General features: G+C 63.3%; 16 protein-coding genes. 8 read left to right on the top strand and 8 right to left on the bottom strand.

All coding sequences use genetic code 11. From position 1 onward, the window contains the following. Positions 1 to 193 precede the first annotated feature (193 nt). The 3 genes from QQZ18_RS04690 to QQZ18_RS04680 all read left to right on the top strand — a co-directional run bounded on the left by QQZ18_RS04690 (position 194) and on the right by QQZ18_RS04680 (position 5,243). Positions 194 to 1,579: a flagellar hook protein FlgE gene (locus QQZ18_RS04690; RefSeq protein WP_284538377.1), complete on the top strand. Its 1,386-nt coding sequence runs from the start codon at positions 194 to 196 to the stop codon at positions 1,577 to 1,579. Positions 1,580 to 1,656: 77 nt separating this feature from the next. Then, positions 1,657 to 3,552 (top strand): flagellar hook-associated protein FlgK, encoded by a 1,896-nt coding sequence (gene flgK / locus QQZ18_RS04685; RefSeq protein WP_284538375.1) that lies wholly within the window; start codon positions 1,657 to 1,659, stop codon positions 3,550 to 3,552. 35 nt (positions 3,553 to 3,587) lie between these two features. Further along, on the top strand, positions 3,588 to 5,243 hold the full coding sequence (locus QQZ18_RS04680) for a hypothetical protein (protein ID WP_284538373.1): 1,656 nt from the start codon (positions 3,588 to 3,590) through the stop codon (positions 5,241 to 5,243). A gap of 95 nt (positions 5,244 to 5,338) precedes the next feature. Here QQZ18_RS04680 and flbT read toward each other — a convergent pair whose 3' ends face one another. Next, positions 5,339 to 5,749, bottom strand: coding sequence for a flagellar biosynthesis repressor FlbT (gene flbT, locus QQZ18_RS04675; RefSeq protein WP_284538371.1), 411 nt, complete (start codon positions 5,747 to 5,749; stop codon positions 5,339 to 5,341). A gap of 23 nt (positions 5,750 to 5,772) precedes the next feature. Further along, positions 5,773 to 7,239, bottom strand: a complete 1,467-nt coding sequence (locus QQZ18_RS04670) for a flagellin (RefSeq protein ID WP_284538369.1) — start codon at positions 7,237 to 7,239, stop codon at positions 5,773 to 5,775. Between the two features lie 327 nt (positions 7,240 to 7,566). Here QQZ18_RS04670 and QQZ18_RS04665 point away from each other — a divergent pair, with 327 nt between their 5' ends. The 3 genes from QQZ18_RS04665 (at position 7,567) to flaF (ending at position 12,496) form a co-directional block, all read left to right on the top strand. Next, the gene (locus tag QQZ18_RS04665; RefSeq protein ID WP_284538367.1) at positions 7,567 to 9,432 is read left to right on the top strand and encodes a flagellin N-terminal helical domain-containing protein; all 1,866 of its coding nucleotides are present in this window, start codon (positions 7,567 to 7,569) and stop codon (positions 9,430 to 9,432) included. Positions 9,433 to 9,956: 524 nt separating this feature from the next. Then, on the top strand, positions 9,957 to 11,783 hold the full coding sequence (locus tag QQZ18_RS04660) for a flagellin N-terminal helical domain-containing protein (RefSeq protein WP_284538365.1): 1,827 nt from the start codon (positions 9,957 to 9,959) through the stop codon (positions 11,781 to 11,783). Between the two features lie 338 nt (positions 11,784 to 12,121). Then, positions 12,122 to 12,496: a flagellar biosynthesis regulator FlaF gene (flaF, locus tag QQZ18_RS04655; protein WP_284538363.1), complete on the top strand. Its 375-nt coding sequence runs from the start codon at positions 12,122 to 12,124 to the stop codon at positions 12,494 to 12,496. 94 nt (positions 12,497 to 12,590) lie between these two features. On the opposite strand, the gene QQZ18_RS04650 is transcribed toward flaF, so the two are convergent. From QQZ18_RS04650 to QQZ18_RS04635, 4 genes are all read right to left on the bottom strand, one after another. Further along, positions 12,591 to 12,968: a hypothetical protein gene (locus QQZ18_RS04650; RefSeq protein WP_284538361.1), complete on the bottom strand. Its 378-nt coding sequence runs from the start codon at positions 12,966 to 12,968 to the stop codon at positions 12,591 to 12,593. Positions 12,969 to 13,316: 348 nt separating this feature from the next. After that, positions 13,317 to 13,796 (bottom strand): flagellar protein FlgN, encoded by a 480-nt coding sequence (locus tag QQZ18_RS04645; protein ID WP_284538360.1) that lies wholly within the window; start codon positions 13,794 to 13,796, stop codon positions 13,317 to 13,319. Further along, a complete protein-coding gene (locus QQZ18_RS04640; RefSeq protein WP_284538358.1) occupies positions 13,793 to 14,113 on the bottom strand; it encodes a rod-binding protein in 321 nt (106 codons plus the stop codon). The genes QQZ18_RS04645 and QQZ18_RS04640 overlap by 4 nt, the downstream gene beginning before the upstream one ends. Then, positions 14,113 to 15,234: a flagellar basal body P-ring protein FlgI gene (locus QQZ18_RS04635; RefSeq protein ID WP_284538356.1), complete on the bottom strand. Its 1,122-nt coding sequence runs from the start codon at positions 15,232 to 15,234 to the stop codon at positions 14,113 to 14,115. Before QQZ18_RS04635 ends, QQZ18_RS04640 begins: the two co-directional genes overlap by 1 nt. Before the next feature lie 226 nt (positions 15,235 to 15,460). Here QQZ18_RS04635 and QQZ18_RS04630 point away from each other — a divergent pair, with 226 nt between their 5' ends. After that, the gene (locus QQZ18_RS04630; RefSeq protein ID WP_284538354.1) at positions 15,461 to 15,883 is read left to right on the top strand and encodes a flagellar assembly protein FliX; all 423 of its coding nucleotides are present in this window, start codon (positions 15,461 to 15,463) and stop codon (positions 15,881 to 15,883) included. A gap of 163 nt (positions 15,884 to 16,046) precedes the next feature. Further along, complete coding sequence (dksA, locus tag QQZ18_RS04625; RefSeq protein WP_100078724.1) at positions 16,047 to 16,463, top strand: RNA polymerase-binding protein DksA; 417 nt, start codon at positions 16,047 to 16,049, stop codon at positions 16,461 to 16,463. 279 nt (positions 16,464 to 16,742) lie between these two features. Here the strand turns inward: dksA and flgH are convergent, their stop codons facing one another. Together flgH and flgA are read right to left on the bottom strand one after the other, a co-directional pair. Further along, positions 16,743 to 17,486 carry a flagellar basal body L-ring protein FlgH gene (gene flgH / locus QQZ18_RS04620; RefSeq protein WP_284538351.1) on the bottom strand — a complete coding sequence of 248 codons (744 nt, stop codon included), beginning with the start codon at positions 17,484 to 17,486 and terminating at the stop codon, positions 16,743 to 16,745. A gap of 20 nt (positions 17,487 to 17,506) precedes the next feature. After that, positions 17,507 to 18,493 (bottom strand): flagellar basal body P-ring formation chaperone FlgA, encoded by a 987-nt coding sequence (gene flgA, locus QQZ18_RS04615; RefSeq protein ID WP_284538348.1) that lies wholly within the window; start codon positions 18,491 to 18,493, stop codon positions 17,507 to 17,509. Positions 18,494 to 18,501: the final 8 nt, after the last annotated feature.

The following is an 18,501-nucleotide window of genomic DNA, read 5'->3' as shown; positions in this document are numbered from 1 at the left end:
GTTCGGCCCGGCAGGATTTGCCCGGTGCGCCGAACCTTGCCGGCGCGTTAACCACTCGTTCACCAAGCCCAAGCGCCTGTTTCCTGAAAACAAACGGAAAACTAGAGGAGCCCGTTTGGCACGCCCGTTGCCCTTAGGTCTGTAGCGGCCACTCGTCCGGCCGACCGCGTTGCAGATCGTAAGGAAAACGAGCATGGGTATCCTGACCGCAATGAACTCGGCCGTCGGTGGCCTCGGAGCGCAGTCCTTCGCCCTCGAGAACATCTCGGGCAATATCGCCAACGCCTCGACAACCGGCTTCAAGCGCAAGGATACAAGCTTCGGCGACCTGGTGCGTTCCAACACCTCCAACGCCGCCCGCGTCACCTCCGGCGGCGTCACCGCCACTTCGCGTTCCACCATCACGCTCGACGGCGACATCCAGGGGTCCAAGGTCGACACCCACATGGCGATCAACGGCACCGGTTTCTTCTGCGTGTCGGCCGATCCGCTCGATGGCAGCCTGGGCGCCCGTTACACCCGCGCCGGCGATTTCGAGCAGTATTACGACTCGCGCAACGGGGCGACCTATCTTCGCAACGGTTCCGGCTACTCGCTGATGGGGCAGACCATCGACCAGACGACCGGCAAGCCGATCGGCGACAAGACGGTCATCACCATCGACAAGACCTCGCAGAGCGCCAAGGCGACGGAGAAAATCACCTACAAGCTGAACCTGCCGACGGAGCCGTCGACGACGTCCAAGGCCTTGGTCTATCCGGCCGCGTCGGTGGCGAACATCGCCGGCGGTACCGTGCCGAAGTCCGAAGTCAGCACCTTCATGGACAATTCGATCGCCGGCGGATCGAGGACCATCTACGACGCGCAGGGTACGCCGTCGATCGTTCAGCTCCGCTGGGTGAAGGTCTCCGAAGCCAGCGACGGCCGTAGCGAGTGGGGCCTCTTCTACCGCACCGCCGAAAACCCCGCGCTTGCCACCGACCCTGCTTGGCAGCAGATCAAGACGTCGGCGACGCAATACGTGGCCCCGGCGCTTCCCAGCGTGCTCGCCGGCGGCGCCTTCTTCTTCGACAACAAGGGCGCGCAGATCGACAACACGTCGGCCATCAATCTCGGCACGATCCAAATCGAGGGCAAGGACTTCTCCGGCATCACCATGGACCTCGCCGCCACCGAGTACGCCGACAAGAACGGGCAGGCGACCACCAACCAGCTGACGCAGGACGGCTACGCCACCGGCGAGTTCGAGGGCGTGTCGATCGACGATAACAGCGGCGTCATGAGCTACAACTACTCGAACGGCCAGACGGTCAAGAAGTGGTCGATCCCGATCGTCGCCTTCAACGGCGCGAGCTACCTGAAGGCCGAAGACGGCAGCGCCTATACCGAGACCATTCGAAGCGGCGGCCCCATCGACATCAATGGCGCGCTGTCGAGCTCGGCTCTCGAGGCGTCCAACGTCGACATCTCCGAAGAGTTCACCAAGCTGATCGTCACCCAGCAGGCGTTCTCGGCCAACTCCAAGGTCATCACCACCGCCGACCAGATGATGCAGAGCATCTTGCAGATCATCCGCTGATGCCTTCGGCGGCCGCCGCGCTCACCGCGTGACGGCCGCTTCCCCAGTTCGCGACCATCGTCGATTGCGAGACGGTAATGGCTGTATCGAGTGCCCTTTCCACGGCTCTGTCCGGCATCAGGACGACCCAGCAGCAGCTGGGCGTGACGTCGGCCAATATCGCCAACGCCAAGAGCCCCGGCTACAGCCGCCAGACGATGTCGTCGACGGCGCAGGTCTCCAACTCGCGCGTTTACGGCGTCGAGGCGAACCAGGTCACGCGCGAGATCAACCTTCTCGTGCAGAAGCAGTGGCGGGTGTCGACGGCCAATTCCGCCTATGCCGATACGCGCGTCACCGCGCTGTCGGCGCTCGACAACTATTGGGGCGCTCCCAACAGCACGAGCTCGCTGAATTCGGTCTACAGCGGCTTCACCACCACGCTTCAGAAGTTGGCGACCACGCCCGGCGACACGGCGATCCAGGGCAGCGCGGTGTCCGCCGCACAGAACCTCGTCTCCCGCCTCAATCAACTGTCGGGCGACGTCCAGTCGCTGCGCCAGGAGGCGGAGTCCAACATCTCCGACGCCGTCAACCGCGTGAACTCGCTGCTGCAGACCATCTCAGAGCTGGACAAGCAGATCGTCGCCGTCGGCGCTGGTGGCGTGAACAGCACCGCCGGTCTGCAGGACAAGCGGGACGCCGCCATCGACGAGCTGTCCGAGTACATGGACATCCGCGTCTCCGACCAGACGGGCGGTTCCGTCACCATCTCATTGACGGACGGCACCCAGCTCTACGACGACGTGCCGGTGACGCTGAGCTTCGACCAGCAAGGCGTGGTCGATGCCTCGCGTTCCTACTCGACCGACGACAGCAAGCGTTCGCTCGGCACCGTCACCGTGAGCGCCGGTCCTGGCGCCGGCATCGATCTGTTCAAGAACGGGTCGATCCGCTCGGGCAAGATCGCCGCCTACAAGGAGCTGCGCGACGAGACTCTGGTCGACGCTCAGGCGCAGCTCGACACTATCGCCGCGACCCTGTCGAAGGCCACCTCGACGCGTCAGGCGTCGGGAACGACGGTGAGCGCCGCCGGCACGGCCGGCTACACGCTGGATGTCTCGGGCCTCACCGAGGGCAATACCGTCAAGGTCGACTATGTCGACGCCTCCGGCGCCAAGGGGTCCATCACCTTCGTCGCCTACAAGGGCGGTACGGCGCCCGGCAACGGCTTCACGCCCGACCCCAACGACACCGTCGTCGGTCTGGACCTGTCGAGCGGCACCGACATCGGCGCCCAGATCGCCTCGGCGCTCAACTTCGCGACCGGCGGCACCGATTTCTCCGGTTCGGCGCTGCCTGCGCCGCCGGCCGCCCCGACCTCGGTCACCATCAACGCGACCACGGTGCCGGCCAGCCACGGCAGCATCACCGGCGTTACCGGCGAGATCTCCTCGCCTACTGAGCAGTCGGGCTATCAGGAATTCCCGCTGTTCATCGATGGCTCCACCGGCAAGCCCTACACCGGCCTCACCAACGGCGCCGATACGATCACCGGCCTTGCCGCCCGCCTCTCGGTCAATCCCAAGGTGGTGGCCGACCCGTCGCTGACGGTGAAGTACAGCGGCAGCACGATGTCGGGCGACGGCACGCGGCCGCAGGCCATCCTCGATGCGCTCGACAGTCGCGTCTATTCCTTTTCCGCCTCGATCGGCATCGGCTCCACGTCGACCCCGTTCAGGGGAACGTTCGAAGGGCTGTTGTCGCAGGTCGTCAACACCCAGGGCGCCCTCGTCGACGATGCGCAGAATGTCGCCAACGGCCAGAAGGTCGTCACCTCCAACCTCAAGGAACGCTACGACAACAGCCGCGCCGTCGATCTCGACACCGAGCTGATGTCGCTCATTCAGCTTCAGAACTCCTATTCGGCCAACGCCCGGGTGCTCTCCGTGGCGCAGGAGCTGATGGACGTCCTGATGAACACGTTCAAGTAGTCGGCCGAACGCCGCACAAACACGGGTAGGATGCCATGTCGATCAACAGCGTGCTCGTCAGCCCCAACATGTCGCTCCTGTCGACCATGCGGGAGCAGCTCGAGGACATGCAGCGCCAGCTCGCCACCGGGCAGAAGGCCGCGACCTATGGCACGATGGGCGCCGGGCGCACGCAGTCGATCACCTTTCGCTCGAAGATTTCCGAGATCAGCGGCTACCTGCAGAACACCGACGTTCTGAACATGCGCATCTCGCTGCTCGACAAGGCGATGAGCCGCCTGGAGGACATTCCCAGCGAAGCGTCGGCCGCCATCGATCCCAACACCTACAACATCGACTCCACCGGCACCACGACGGGACAGAAAGGCGCCAAGATCGCCCTCAACGAGGTGATCGGCCTGCTGAACTCCGAAGCCGACGGCCGCTATCTGATGTCGGGCAAGACCACCGACACCAAGCCGGTGGCCAGCATGAACGAGATGCTCTACGGCACCGGCAACAAGTACGGGCTGCAGAAGGTCGTTGCCGAGCGTTACACGGCCGACATGGGCACCGGCAAGCTCGGCCGACTCGAGCTCGACAACCCTGCGGGCACGCCGGACACCGTGACGATCACCCGCCAGGGCACGCCGCCCTCCGCCGAGTTCGGCTACAAGATCGCCTCCGCGTCGGCATCGACGACCAATACCTCCCACATCGAGGTGACGAAGGCGACGGGTTTGGACAGTGCCGGCAAGACCGTCAACACCTCCTATAACGTCAAGTTCGGCACCGACCTGCAGGCCGGCGACAGCGTTTCTCTGGAGCTTGAGAACCCCGACGGCACCAAGTCGACCGTCAAGTTGACGGCGACGCTGACCAGCCCTCCCGGCGAGGGCCAGTTCACCATCGCCCAGACGGCTGGCCCGACGCCGACCGTCGATCCCGATGCGACTGCGGCCAACTTCAAGGCCCGGCTGAACGACAGCCTGACGACCGAGACGAAGACCACCTTCCAGGCGGCTTCGATGATGCGGGCGTCCGAGACCTTCTTCGACACGGCCAGCGGCGGCAAGCCGCAGCGGGTCAACGCCGACCCCACTGACAACAACCTGTTGGCCACCGCCACCGGTCTGCGCGACGGCACGGACGTCGATACGGTCGAGTGGTACACCGGCTACAACGCGACGATCGATCCCAACGACAGCGCCACCTCGCCGCGCAACGACGTGACGGCGCGCGTCGACAGCAACATCAACGTCGGTTACGGCGTCCGCGCCAACGAGGCCGCCTATGCCAACATGGTGCGCTCGCTCGCGGTGATGACCGTTGCCGAGTTCGATCCGACGGCCGGCACGTTGGGCGACACCAAGGCTGCCACCGACGCCGAGCGGCAGCAGAACCTCAAGGTGGAAAAAGCCCGATATTCGGCGCTGGCCTCGCGCGTCGACGGCGTCCTCGCCTTCGCCGACGGCAGCCAGAAGCCGACCGACATCCACACGGAAGTGGCCGTGTCCGGCAATGTCGCCAAAAGCGCGGCCGAGCGGCAGACCAACTCCAAGACGACGCTCGAGGTGATGCTGAGCGGCGTCGAAGGCATCAACAAGGAAGAGCTGACGGCGCAGATCCTGACGCTGCAGACCCGCATGAACGCCAGCTACACCACCACGATGATGCTCAACAGCCTCAGCCTGCTCAACTACATGAAGTAGGCGAAGGCGCCGGCCCGAACGACAAAGCCGCCGACCAGGTCATGACAACCTGGTCGGCGGCTTGTTTTCGAGGCCTGCTGCGGCGCGCGAACGCCTTACTTCTTTTCGTCGGCCGTCGCCGCGTTCAGCGCGGCAAAGATCTTCTTTTCGTGCTCGATCAGGGCCCGGGCTTCCTTCAGCGCCTTGTAGAGCTGGTCGGCGATGATGTGATTGCTGATCCGCGTCACGTAGGGGATGGTGCTCGGCGCCGCCTGGATGATGTCCTGGACGAGAGTGAAATAGTCGTCCTGGAACTTGGAAATCTCCTTCGACAGGTACATGAGCTGCACCGCAAGATAGATCCGCTTGGCCGGCGTGTCGGCGGAGCTGACCGTCAGGATATCCTTCTCACGCAGGATCGGGGCGTTGCCTTCGATGTAAAGGCGCGTGCGCTGGTCGTCGTTGGTGATCATCGACTCGCCGATGATGATGCGCTCGCCGGGCTTCAGTTCAACCTTGAGGGTCATCTCTTCGCAATCCTGTCAGGAGGTCAGCTGTTTCCGCCGCCGAGCAGGCGGAGAATGCCGTTGTCGGCCGTCTGGGTGATCGAGAACGAACTGATGGCCAGCTGTTGCTGCGTGCTCAGCGCCAGCAAGGTGGCCGCTTCCTCGTCCTTGTCGGAGGCGCGCATCGATTCCGCCGTGGCGCCGAGAATGCTGGAGAAGCTTCCGAGGTAGGCGGAACGGCTGTTCAGCATCGTCAGGCCGATGCCGATGTTGGTCGCGTGCTTCTCGGTGGCATGGCGCGCGTCGGTGACGGTCTGCTGCGCCGCCTCGGCGTCGGTGCGCTTCACCCACGCCGACGCCGTGCCCGTGGACAGATCGGCATAGGGCGAGGTCTTGTCGATGGCGAAGGCGGCCGACGTGGAGTCGACCTTGATGGCGCCCGACGCCTGGAGCGAAGCGCTGAGGCCGGCAGAGGGGATGTTGAAGGCGTTCGTGAGATCGTCCACCGTGGTGCCACTGGCGACCGTCAGCGAGTGGACGGTGTTGCCCTGGCGGATGGAGATGACGTCGCCCACCTTGTATTGGCCGGTCGCGGTCAATTGGGTGGAGCCGACCGCCGGCGTCATGCCCACCATCAGCGGAGCGGTCGATCCGGAGGGCGGTGAGCCGGCCGAGTTCACGGTGTCGGCGGCGCGGGTGATGTCGATCGTCATCTTGTCCGCCGCTTCGACGTTCAGCACGCCGTCGCTGCCCAGTGTGGCACGAAGTCCCTTGTCGGCCTGGGAAAAGGCGGTGACCAGATCGCCCGCGGTGGTGCTGGCCGTGACCTTCAGCATGCTGACGATATTGCCGTCCGCGTCCTTGACGGAGATCTCGTCGCCGACGGCGTAATCGGGCGACTCCACCAGCTTGCTGGTGGTGTTCAGCGGCTTGGCGGGCGATCCGCCGTCGGTCAGCTTGGTCTCGTAGGTGGCGAGCTTGCCTTCGTCGAGTTTCTTGAGACCGAGCGTATTGAGGAGATCGGTGAAGTCCACCGCCTCGATGGTGACGGACTCGTTCTGGTCGGAGGACAGATAGAGCGTGAGATCGTTGCCGTCGCCGAGCAGCAGGTTCTTGCCGTTGTAGGAAGCGTCCTTGGCGGTGTCGACGATCTTGTCGAGAAGGCCGTTGTATTCCTTGACGAGGTCGGCCCGCTCGAACGCGCTCTTGCTGGCTGCGGCCCGCGTGACCACGCCCTTCATCGTCTTGATGGTGTCGGTGATCGACGTCATGCCGTTGTCGGCGGCCTTGATGACGCCGAGGCCCTGGTCGAGGCGCTCGAGAAACTGGTCGAGCGTCGAGGCGTGCAGCGACAGGCTCTTGGCCGACATGTAGGTGCTGGGGTCGTCGAGCGCCGTCTGAACCTTGACGCCGGTGTTCAGACGCTGGCTGGCCGCGGCGGATTGGTCGTTCACCCAGTTCAGTGTCGCGACGGTGCTGCGCAGCGATTTCGTCAGGGAAATGTCGACCATGCGCGTGTCTTTCTCGGAGGCCTCAGAAGGCGGCTCGTTGCATTTTGAGAATCATACCGTCCAATTCGTTAAAAATACCTGTTCGCGAGGCGATGAAAAGACCGGAACACCCCGAAATATCGGCCAAATTCCGCATCTTGCCTCGTTAACCTTTCGGCTGGGCGGCGATGGGGCGCCCTTCCGACCAAAGTCGTGTTCGTACGGATTCCGACGGCCAAGATCGCATTTGAACCAACGCGTTAACGGCTCGGCAACACCTGTTCGCTAGGGTCGGCCCACTTCCTCAGAAAGGGGAAGATGAGTTCACCCAAGGAATGGGATGTAAAAATGTCCAATATCAACTTGACCGCCGCCGTTCGCCAGAACCTGCTCTCGCTGCAGAGCACCGCTTCGATGATGGCGAAGACGCAGAACACGCTGTCTACCGGCAACAAGGTCAACTCCGCCCTCGACAATCCCTCGAACTTCTTCACGGCGTCCTCGCTGAATTCGCGCGCCAGCGACCTCGGCAACCTGATGGACTCGATGAAGAGCGGCATCAAGACGATCGAAGCGGCTGACAATGGCCTGACCTCGATCACCAAGACTCTTGAGTCGATGCAGTCGACGCTGCGCCAGGCCCGTCAGGACAAGTCCTTCGAGACCGCCTCCTACACGCTGACCAGCACCACCGACAAGACTGCCAAGATCAGCTTCACCGGCGGCGCCTTCGGCACCGGCGCTGGCTCCATCAAGCTGGCGACCGATTCCGCGACAGCCGTGAAGGCGTCGGCAGCGTTCACGGGTACGCAGGATGCTTTGGTTAAGGCAGCAGTTACCGAAACCAAGGCTCAGCAGACCAGTGCTACCGCCATCACGGAAACCGGTGGTGTCACAGGGTACACCAACAAGTCGTTCGACATCGAGTACGGTGGCAAGAAGGTAACCATCACCACCAAGGCTTCGGATTTTGCCGACGCGACTGACGCCACCGCAGCTGAGGTGAGGACCGCGATTCAGAAGGGTATCGACGCTTCCGATCTGAAGGGAAAGATCACCGTTGGAGGCACGACTACAGCTCTTGAGCTGAATGCCACGTCTGCCGAAGACGCGACGATCAAGGTGACGGACGCGGGCAATGTGTTCTTCGCTGCGGCGGATCAACTTGCCGGTGCCGCGACCAACAAGGCAGGCTCTGATGGGAAGCTTGACTTTAACGTGAGCGGTGTCGCCGTTTCTCTGTCCGCGACTGATTTCGCCGGCGCAACGCCCAAGCTTGACGAGGCCATCAGTGCCATCAACGTTCAGCTCGGTAACGCTGGCTCAAAGTTCAAGGCGGTGGACGCACTTGACGCCTCTGGCGCCAAGACGGGCAAGCTGCAGATCCAGGCTGATAGCACGAGCGCTGGGGATCTGAAGATCACTGGCGAGGGCGCGAAGACCCTGTTCGGTGCGGCCAGCAACACGGCCATCGTCAGTGGAACTGATGATATCAACGTTCATCTTGCCAAGACGGTTGATGATCTCGTGAACGAGATCAACAACAGCTCGACCCTGTCCACGAAGGTCAAGGCGTCGAACGACAGCGGCAAGCTTCGCTTCCAGAACCTGTCGACGCAGGATCTGAAGATGGACGGCATCAGTTCGTCGGGTGTTATCGACGCTTCTTCGTCCGGTCAGGCGACGATCAAGGGCAACACCGTCCGTACCGATCTGGCCAAGCAGTTCAACGAACTGCGCGACCAGCTCGACAAGTTGGCCGATGACGCCTCGTTCAACGGTATCAACCTGCTGCGCGGCGACAAGCTGACTATCACCTTCAACGAGACCGCGACGTCGTCGATCGCCATCCTCGCCAAGGACGGCAAGTCGGTCGACTCGACCTCGCTGGGTGTGCCGACCACGGTGGAAGCCAAGGATCTGGACTCCGACGACACCATCGACGGCGTCCTCAACAAGGTGAAGGGCGCTCTGAACAGCGTTCGGTCGCAGTCTTCGGCCTTCGGCTCGAACCTGTCGGTCGTCGAGAACCGTCAGAACTTCACCACCTCTATGATGAATACCCTGCAGACGGGCGCCGGCAACCTGACGCTCGCCGACATGAACGAGGAAGCTGCGAACATGGTTTCGCTGCAGACCCGCCAGTCCCTGGCGACCTCCTCGCTCTCCATGGCAAACCAGGCCAACCAGAACGTGCTTCAGCTTCTCCGCTGAGGCCAGGTTCGGTCGAATCAGACGACAAACGTTGGGGCGGGCCAGAAGGCCCGCCCCTTCTCCATTTCCGCCGCCGTGTTGCGGCTCGGGAGAGTCCTCTCCCAATTTCTTAATGAATTGCTCCCGTCCCAAGAGCGGGACTCCGTGGTCCAACCGCCACCCCTGGCCGGATTCCTCTTCGGCGCTGAAGGTAATTTCCCCGTAAAAACATATCGATGGTCCCGTTTGCGCCCGAGCTGGTCACGCTCGGCCGCCTGAGTGCGCCATTGCAGGACATGTTAACCGCGCCTCCGCAGGTCAGTTGGCTGGCGGGCCTTGGGTTTGCGCGGATTAACAAGAGTTTATCGGGATTAATCCCGCTCTGTTGCAAAACGCCAATGAGAAACTTTTTGTTAACCATGTCGGGTGTTAACTCCCATGTGAAAGGCACCGCCGTGTCCTCCACGTATGGAAGGTCGACGGTCAGGTCCGGTTCGATTTCGGGGTGAAAGAGACCCGTAAGCCCAAGGAAGTGGGACGCAGAAATGACCGACATCAATCTGACCAAGGCAGTCCGCCAGAATCTTCTGTCTCTGCAAAACACCGCCAAGATGATGGCGACGACGCAGAATCGCCTCGCGACTGGCAACAAGGTCAACACGGCCCTCGACAACCCGACCAACTTCTTCACCGCGTCGTCGCTCAATGCGCGTGCCGGCGAACTCGACTCGCTGCTCGACTCGATGAACAACGGCGTGAAGACGCTGGAAGCGGCCGACAACGGCCTGACGTCGATCACCAAGACGCTGGAATCGATGCAGTCGACATTGCGTCAGGCGCGCCAGGACAAGTCGTTCGAGACCGCCTCGTACACGCTCGGCAACATCACGGACACAGCGGCCAAGATCAGCTTCTCCGGCGGTGCGTTCGGGACGAGCGGCGCTGGAAGCGTCAAGTTGATGACCGACTCGGCCCAGGCGCTGTCGACCTCGGACACGATGGACAATTTCAAGGGCATTCTCACCGAGTCGAAGGCGACGGTTACCGGCGGTGTCGTGCTCACGGGTGCCGACCTGACCGCCGCGCAGGGCAAGTCGGTCACCATCAAGTATGGCGACGACACCCTGACCTATACGACGGGTGCCGCGCTGGCTGACAGCCAGGCCGTCGCCGATGAAATGAATGCGAAGATCGCGGCCGATACCAAGCTGAAGGGTAAGCTTGCTGTCACTGTGACCGGCAACAAGCTTGTCGTTACCGCCGCATCGAACGAAGACAAGACGCTGACCCTGACCGGTGCCGAGGTGTTCGGAGCAACGGCAGCCCAGGATGTCACCAAGGCGCTCGGCTCGGACGGCAAGACGGCCTTCAATATCAATGGCGTCGATGTGTCCATCGGGCAGTCCGATCTCGCGAACACGACGTGGTCGTCGGCTGCCGAGATCACGGCGAACGTCGATGCGCTGGCGGCGAAGATCAACGTGCAGCTTGGCAATGCAGGCTCGAAGTTCAAGGTCAAGAATGTCGCCGACTCGCTGAAGTTCGAGGCGATCAGCACGAGCGCCGGTACGCTCAAGATCACGGGGCAGGGCGCTGTCGATCTGTTCGGTGCCTCGGCGGCATCGGTTGGTGCGACAGGTGCCGAAGATCCGTCGATCCATCTTGCCAAGACCACCGACGACCTCGTCAACGAGATCAACAGCAATTCTTCGCTGTCCTCGAAGATCAAGGCGTCCAACGATAACGGCAAGCTGCGCATTCAGAACCTGTCGACGCAGACGCTGGATATCGACGGCGTCAGCTCCTCCGGTCTGATCGACGCGGTTTCGACGACTGCCGCCTCGATCGGCGGCAACAAGGTTCGCGCCGATCTGGCGGGACAGTTCAACGAACTGCGTGACCAGCTCGACAAGATCGCCGACGACGCCTCGTTCAACGGCATCAACATCCTGCGCGGCGACAAGCTGACCATCACCTTCAACGAGACGGGTACCTCGGCGATCGACATCGTCGCCAAGGACGGCAAGTCGGTCGACTCCAACAGCCTCGGCGTGCCGACCACGGTTCTGCAAGAGGATCTCGATGCCGACACCAACATCGACGCCATTCTGGGCAAGGTGAAGGTGGCTTTGAACTCGGTTCGGTCGCAGGCGTCGACCTTCGGCTCCAACCTCTCGGTGGTGGAAAACCGTCAGAACTTCACCAAGAACATGATGAACACCCTGCAGGGTGGTGCCAGCAACCTGACTCTGGCCGACATGAACGAAGAGGCGGCCAACATGGTTGCGTTGCAGACCCGCCAGTCGCTCGCGACCTCCTCGCTCTCCATGGCCAACCAGGCCGACCAGAACGTGCTTCAGCTTCTCCGCTGATGCCAACGCCCTGAGAAGGGCACGAGTCATGCAAGGGCGGGCCGTAAGGTCCGCCTTTTTCTTTTGCTGGTTGCAACAATGCTTTCATTGCTTCTGGACAGAAGCGCATTTGAGAGTTGTTAACTTCGCTTGATTGTATTTTCCTTAAGGGAAACCAGTTGTTAACCGTGACGGGTGTCTATTCGTGACGATGGAGGACCTAGCGTTGGCCGGGTCTCCGAATATCAAAACGCGACGAACGATGCCGCCCAGCATGAAGGCCGATGGCGTTTCATGGCGGGGGGAGCGATAACAAGCTCAGGCCATTGGGTTAGGAAACACCGGGGAGTGTTTGTTCGATGAACGGTTATGGAGCGTCGGCGTACCAGCGGGTCCAGACGACATTGGGACCGCGCGAGCTGGAAGCGCACCTGCTGCTGAAAGCGGCGGCGCAGTTGCAGTCGTTCAAGGACAATTGGTCTTACGAGGAAGAGGCTGTCGCGGAGGCCTTGACGCTCAACCGCAAGCTCTGGACCATTCTCGGCACGTCGGCGACCGACGAGAGCAATCCGCTGCCGACGCAGATCAAGGAAAACGTCGCCAATCTCACCGTCTTCGTCCTGAAGCGCACGCTGGAGATCATGGAGGATCCGTCGCCCGAGAAGCTGTCGGCACTGATCTCCATCAACCGCTCGCTGGCGCAGGGGCTGCGTGGGCAGGCCGACGAGGAATAGGCGGCCAAATGGCCGTCGGAATTGAAAAAGGCGCCCTGGAGGCGCCTTTTGCCATTTGAAGGGGTGCTCGATCCCAGGTCTGCCGGAGCGCCGGTCAGGCGACGGTGCTTGCCGTCGATTTCGTCGGACCGCGTGCCGCCTCGGTCCAGGCGTTGATCATCGCCCTGAGGCGCAGGCGGCTCTCGTCGGGAATCTGGTCGACGACGTCTCCCGTCGTCTTGTCGATCTGACGATAGACGATGATGTCGGCGTCCTTGTCCCGGGTGACCGTGGAGCGCAGATTTTGAGAGTTGCCGGACGACTGGTTGGTGCCGCCGCGCGGGTCGTTGCCGACGCGAGCCGTTTCCTCGGTCCTGGCGACAGCCGATCCGACCGGTAGGTCGGTGCTTGCCGCCTGTTCCGCCGCCGCCGGCGCTCTCGGCACCGGCGCGGTCATGCCGGGTATCACCGGTCTCACGCTGCCGATATCCATGACCTACGTCCTTTCGTGCGAATCCCATGGGGTTCGCCTAGCAAGGACGCTAACATCGAAAATTAAAGGCGGCGTTTAAGAAATAGGTAAAGTTTTATCGATCCGGCGGTTTCCGCAGGTTTCAAGATGGTCAAGTTGTCTGGGAGAGTACGGGCTGTCGCTCCTCCGGCCGGTTCAGATAAGGGCCCAAGTCTTAACAAAGAGCGAAGGAACCGGAGGCGCGGCCATGGAAAGATTGACAATCCGCAACAACGCTTAGAAAGGCTCCGCCGCCCCGTCAGTGCACGGCGCACGGCGTCCTTTTCAGCGGGCCTGTGGACTGGCGCGCAAGCCCGCCAGGGTGACCGATCAGAGGCTACGGTTGATGGCAACGCCGCGTGCGCTGACGGCATAGGCGGCCTGAGCGTGGCCGCCACGGCCGTAGATCGCGGGTGTTTCGGTCCGCCCCACCTCGTTTGCCACCGTGCGCAGAATGTCCTCGGCGACGTCGCGGGCGGTGTCGAGCACGGCGAGGTTGATCTGCACCTCGGAGCGGAACAGCTCGTGGCGCTTCAGAAGCGCTGCCGTCTCGATCGGCACGTAGGCCTTGAGCGTCTCGATCTCGTCGCGGGCGGCAAGCATCAGCCGCGTGTAGAGAGCGGCCTTCTCTTCCTTGTCCATGGCGAGTTCGCCGGCTTGCCGAAGCTTGCCGTCCTTGACTAGCGCCGTTTCCTGGCGGAGCAGCACGAGCAGGTCTTCCATGGCGTTGCCGAGCTTCTCGACCAGCTTGCCGGCGATTTCCGGGCTCGTAACGAGTTTCGGGCGGTTGTCTTGCAGCGCTAGGCTCATCCGACGTGCCCTTCCTGTATCTTGATCAGTTGCGCGGCGATGCCGTCGGCAATGCCGATGCCGCCCTTCTTGACGAAATCCTTGGCGTACTGGTCGACCAGCATGTCGCGCCAGGTCTCGTTGGAGTTGTTGGAGGTGCCGGTCAGCGGATCGACGGACACGTCCTTGAACATGGCCTTGAAGGCGTCGGCGACGTAGACGGACTCGAAATCGGCAGCGACTTCGTGGGCCTTCTTGGCCACGGCGCTTCGGTCCATGCCGGCATAAGCCTTCGATGCGAAGGCGGAGGCGACGGAGGTGAGGCCATTGGTTTCCATCACATCACCTCCACGTCGGCCTGCAGCGCGCCGGCCGCCTTGATCGCCTGTAGGATGGAGATCAGGTCGCGCGGGCCGAGGCCGAGCGCGTTGAGCCCGTCGACCAGCTCCTGCAACGTCACGCCGGAGCGGACGACGGCGAGCTGATGTTCCTTGCCGTCGGCGACCTGGATCTGGGTGCTCGGCGTCACGGTGGTCTGTCCGTTCGACAGCGCGGCGGGCTGCGACACCTGCGGGCTTTCGGTGATCATCACCGTCAGGTTGCCCTGGGCGACGGCCACCGTCGACACACGCACTTCCTGTCCCATGACGATGATGCCGGTCGCCTCGTCGACCACCACCTTGGCCGGCAGGTCCGGCTCGACGATCAGCTGTTCGACGTCGGTGAGGAGATCGACGATGTTGCCGCGAAACTTCGGCGGCATCGATAGGCGAACGGTCGAAGGATCGGTGGGCTCGGCCACCGGCGCCCCATAGAGATCGTTGATGGCGAGCGCGATGCGACGCGAAGTGGTGAAGTCGGGGTTGCGCAGCGACAGGCGGACGGAGCCGAGATCGGCGAGCTTGAACGGCAGTTCGCGCTCGATGACGGCGCCGTTGCTGATGCGGCCCTGTGTCGGGACGCCGCGGGAAATCTTCGCCGCTTCCCCCTGGATGTCGAAGCCGCCGACGGCGATGGCGCCCTGGCCTATGGCGTAGACTTCTCCATCGGCGCCCATCAGGGGCGTGACGAGGAGCTGGCCGCCCTGCAGGTTCTTGGCATCGCCGAGCGCGCTGACCGACACGTCGATGGCCGTACCCTGGGCCGCGAAGGCCGGCAACTTGGCGGTGACCATGACGGCGGCCGTATTGGCGGTGCGCATGGTGGAGTCGCGCACGTTGACGCCGAGGCGTTCGAGCATCGCCTGCAGGCTTTGCTTGGTGAAGGGCGAGTTATTGAGGCTGTCGCCAGTGCCTTGAAGGCCGACGACGAGGCCGTAGCCGATCAGCTGGTTCTCGCGAACGCCCTCGACGTTGACGATATCCTTGATGCGCGAGGCGGCCATCGCCGCTTCGGCGCTCATCAGTACGAGCATGAGGGCGCCCAGTGCGCCGAGAATCTTAAACCGCATTGTCATCATCCCCGTGTTTCCCGACACGGCTTCCCGACCTTGAATTCGCAATCGCCGTGCCAAACTCGCTACGGCGAAGGCGGTTTATAACCTATTGAAAGAAGGCCTGTATTTTGGTCCGACGCGAATGGTGGGGTATGGGTGGTGTTTTCGGACCGGCATTTCTTGCCGGGTCGGCGGGGAAGCGGTAACCTTGTCGGGTCGAAACTGCCGGGTCAGCTTCAGAGGACGATCGATGCGCATTCAGGGTCCGAACCGCCTCGGGGGCGTCTCCTCGGGATCGTCGACGAAACGAACCGATGGGTCGGGGTTCGCGCTACCGTCGGAGCCCGAAGGTGGTGCGCCGAAAACGGCCACCGCCACGGCGACCCACGCGTTGGCCGGCCTCGATGCGCTGATCGCCTTGCAGGCGGTCGATGCCGACGCGCCGCGCAAGAAGCGGAAGGCGGTGAAGCGGGGGCGCGACCTCCTGGATCGGCTCGACGAGATTCGTATCGGGCTGCTTTCCGGGCAGCTCTCGGGGGAGGCGATCGCTCGCATCCTGAGCCTTCTCGACGAGACCGAGGCGACCGGCGATCCGCGTCTCGACGAGCTGATGGAGGACATCGCGCTCCGGGCCGAAGTGGAGCTCGCCAAGCTCGGTTACTTCCGCGGCTGAGGCTCGAACTGGCTGTTTCTGGCGATAAATACGGCTTAATCGATTGATATGTATTGGTAAACGCCAGCCCTACAAGGTTTGGTGATTTTCTCGCATTTGCCGTTGTCGGGCGGAGGTCGGATGGCTATATTCCGCCCGCCTTCGTGGTGTGTGAGGACCGTCGATGTCGATTGAGCTTGCGGATGACTACCGGCCGTCCGACGACGAGCCGTTCATGAATGATCGCCAGCGCGAATACTTCAGGCGCAAACTGCTTCAGTGGAAGGAGGACATCCTGCGCGAGAGCAAGGAGACCCTCCAGAACCTTCAGAACGAGAACACCAACCTTCCCGATATTGCCGACCGGGCATCGTCGGAAACAGACAGGTCGATCGAGCTCCGGGCGCGCGACCGCCAGCGCAAGCTTATCTCCAAGATCGAGGCGGCCATCAAGCGGATCGAGGATGGCTCCTATGGCTACTGCGAGGAGACCGGCGAGCCAATCTCGCTGAAACGCCTCGACGCCCGCCCGATCGCCACGCTGTCGATCGAGGCGCAGGAGCGGCACGAGCGGCGCGAAAAGGTCTATCGCGACGAGTGACGGCCGTTGGCTTCTGTGGAACATGACGAAGGGGCGTCCTCGCGGATGCCCCTTTTTCGTTTGCCGTCGCTGTCGGGACGGCATCGGTGCTTGAATGAATAGCGTCCCCTGGGCGCGACCTCCACGATGACTTGGGAAGGGAGGTCGCGCCGCTTGGGGAAAGCCGGCCCGGACTTGGGGAAGGGGCCGGCGGGATCGCCTGGGGCCAATTGGGGAGCGGCCCTTCGGCGATACGGCTCGCTTGGGATGCTTGGGGAGCGCGAGCCGATCGATGTGCCGTCAGAACGGCAGGAGGATGTCGAGGACCTGCTGGCCGGTGCGCGGCTGCTGCACGTCGGAGATCTGGCCCCGGCCACCGTAGGAAATGCGGGCCTCGGCGATCTTGGTGCTCTCGATGGTGTTGTCGGCGGCGATATCCTCGGGCCGCACGACGCCCGCCACCACCAGTTCGCGGATCTCGTAGTTGACGCGCACTTCCTGGCGTCCCTCAATGACGAGGTTGCCGTTGGGAAGGAGCTGGGTCACCACGGCGGCGACGTTGGTCGACAGCTTCTCGGAACGATCGATCGAGCCGGTTCCCTTGTAGGCGGAAGCCCCCTTGGTGGACGCGATGTCGCTGGCCGCCATGCCGGAGGGCATGACGATGTTGTCGATGGCGGTGCCGAGCGCGCCGCCGACTCCGGTGGAGTCGCTCGACGTGCGCGAGCGTTCCGACGAGTTGTCGAAGGCGGCCTTGTCGGAGATCGAGACCTTGATGGTCAGGATGTCGCCGACGTTGCGGGCGCGCTGATCCTTGAAGAAGGTGCGCGAGCCGGACTGCCACAGCGAGTTGGGGCTATAGGCGATGGGCTGCACGGTGGGCATCGGCATCTGCACGGGCTTGTAGCCGGGCTGCGCAGTGGGGTTCTCGATGGCGGTCAGCTTGGGAGTCTGGCCGACCTGGGACAGGCGGTCCATGGTGCTGCCGCAGGCGGAAAGGCCGATGCCGAGGAGGGCGGTGGCAAGGACGGTGGACAAACGCATCTGATGATCCTCGGTTTGGCTCAGTTCATGGCCGTCTTGACGGCGGCCGGGCCGCTCGACGCGGTGACCTCGACGGTGCCGGCGGCCGTGACGACGCCTTGAATGGTGCGCTTGGACTGCTCGTTGAGCACGGAGACGATGTCCCCCTTGGCGCCGTCGCCGAGGGCGCGGCCGCGTGCCGAAAGGGTCAGACCCGGGCGCGAGTACTGCAAGGTGACGAGGTCGCCGCGCAGGATGATGCGGGGCTGCTCGATGTCGGCCGTGGCGATCACCTCGCCGGCCCGGAGCGGACGCTTGGCCGCCATGTCAATGACTTCGTCGGTATCGATCACCGCCGAACCCGGAACCCGCCGCTTGTCGATGCGGACGGTCGTGACGTCGGACGCATGGATGACGGCGCGGCGATCGATCGGGCGGTTCAGCACCGGAACGGCCATGGTTTCGACGGCGCGGCCGGCCAGCGCGACCGAACGCGTGCCGTCGCCGATATCGACGGCGACGGTGGCGTTGAAGCGGCCCGATCCCGGCTGAAGGACGAAGCCGGCGAGGGTGGCGGGCGTCGTTGCGGTCGCTGCGGCGACGATCGGGGCAACGGTCTCGTCGATGGTGACGTCGACATTCTCGATGGCCGCGCCCAGGCGGGCGGCGGCGGCCTCGGCAACAAGGGTCTTGAGGGTGTCGGTCTCGACCGTGACGGCGCGGCGAAGGACGCTGACGCTCGTGAAGGTCGGCAGGCGGTCGACGGCGAGGCCGGCCGCGACGGCGGCCTTGACGGCCTCGTTGGCCGGCAGGGCGCCGGTGACGCCGAGGTCGGGCGCCCGGAACACGGCGCGCCCCGCAAGGTCGCCCGCCCCGTCGAACAGGTCGCCGAGCGTGACGATGGCGCCGTCGATCTCGACGCGCGACCGCAGTTCGGCCGCCGACGCCTGATGGGTGGCGATGAAACCGGCGGCGAGCGTCGCAAGCGCGGCGGCGAGGACGATCCGGAGGAAGAGAGCGCGCATCATGGTCCTGC

This window comes from Pleomorphomonas sp. T1.2MG-36, from assembly GCF_950100655.1.
Taxonomy (GTDB): domain Bacteria; phylum Pseudomonadota; class Alphaproteobacteria; order Rhizobiales; family Pleomorphomonadaceae; genus Pleomorphomonas.
This window is presented reverse-complemented; position numbering and strand designations above follow the sequence as displayed.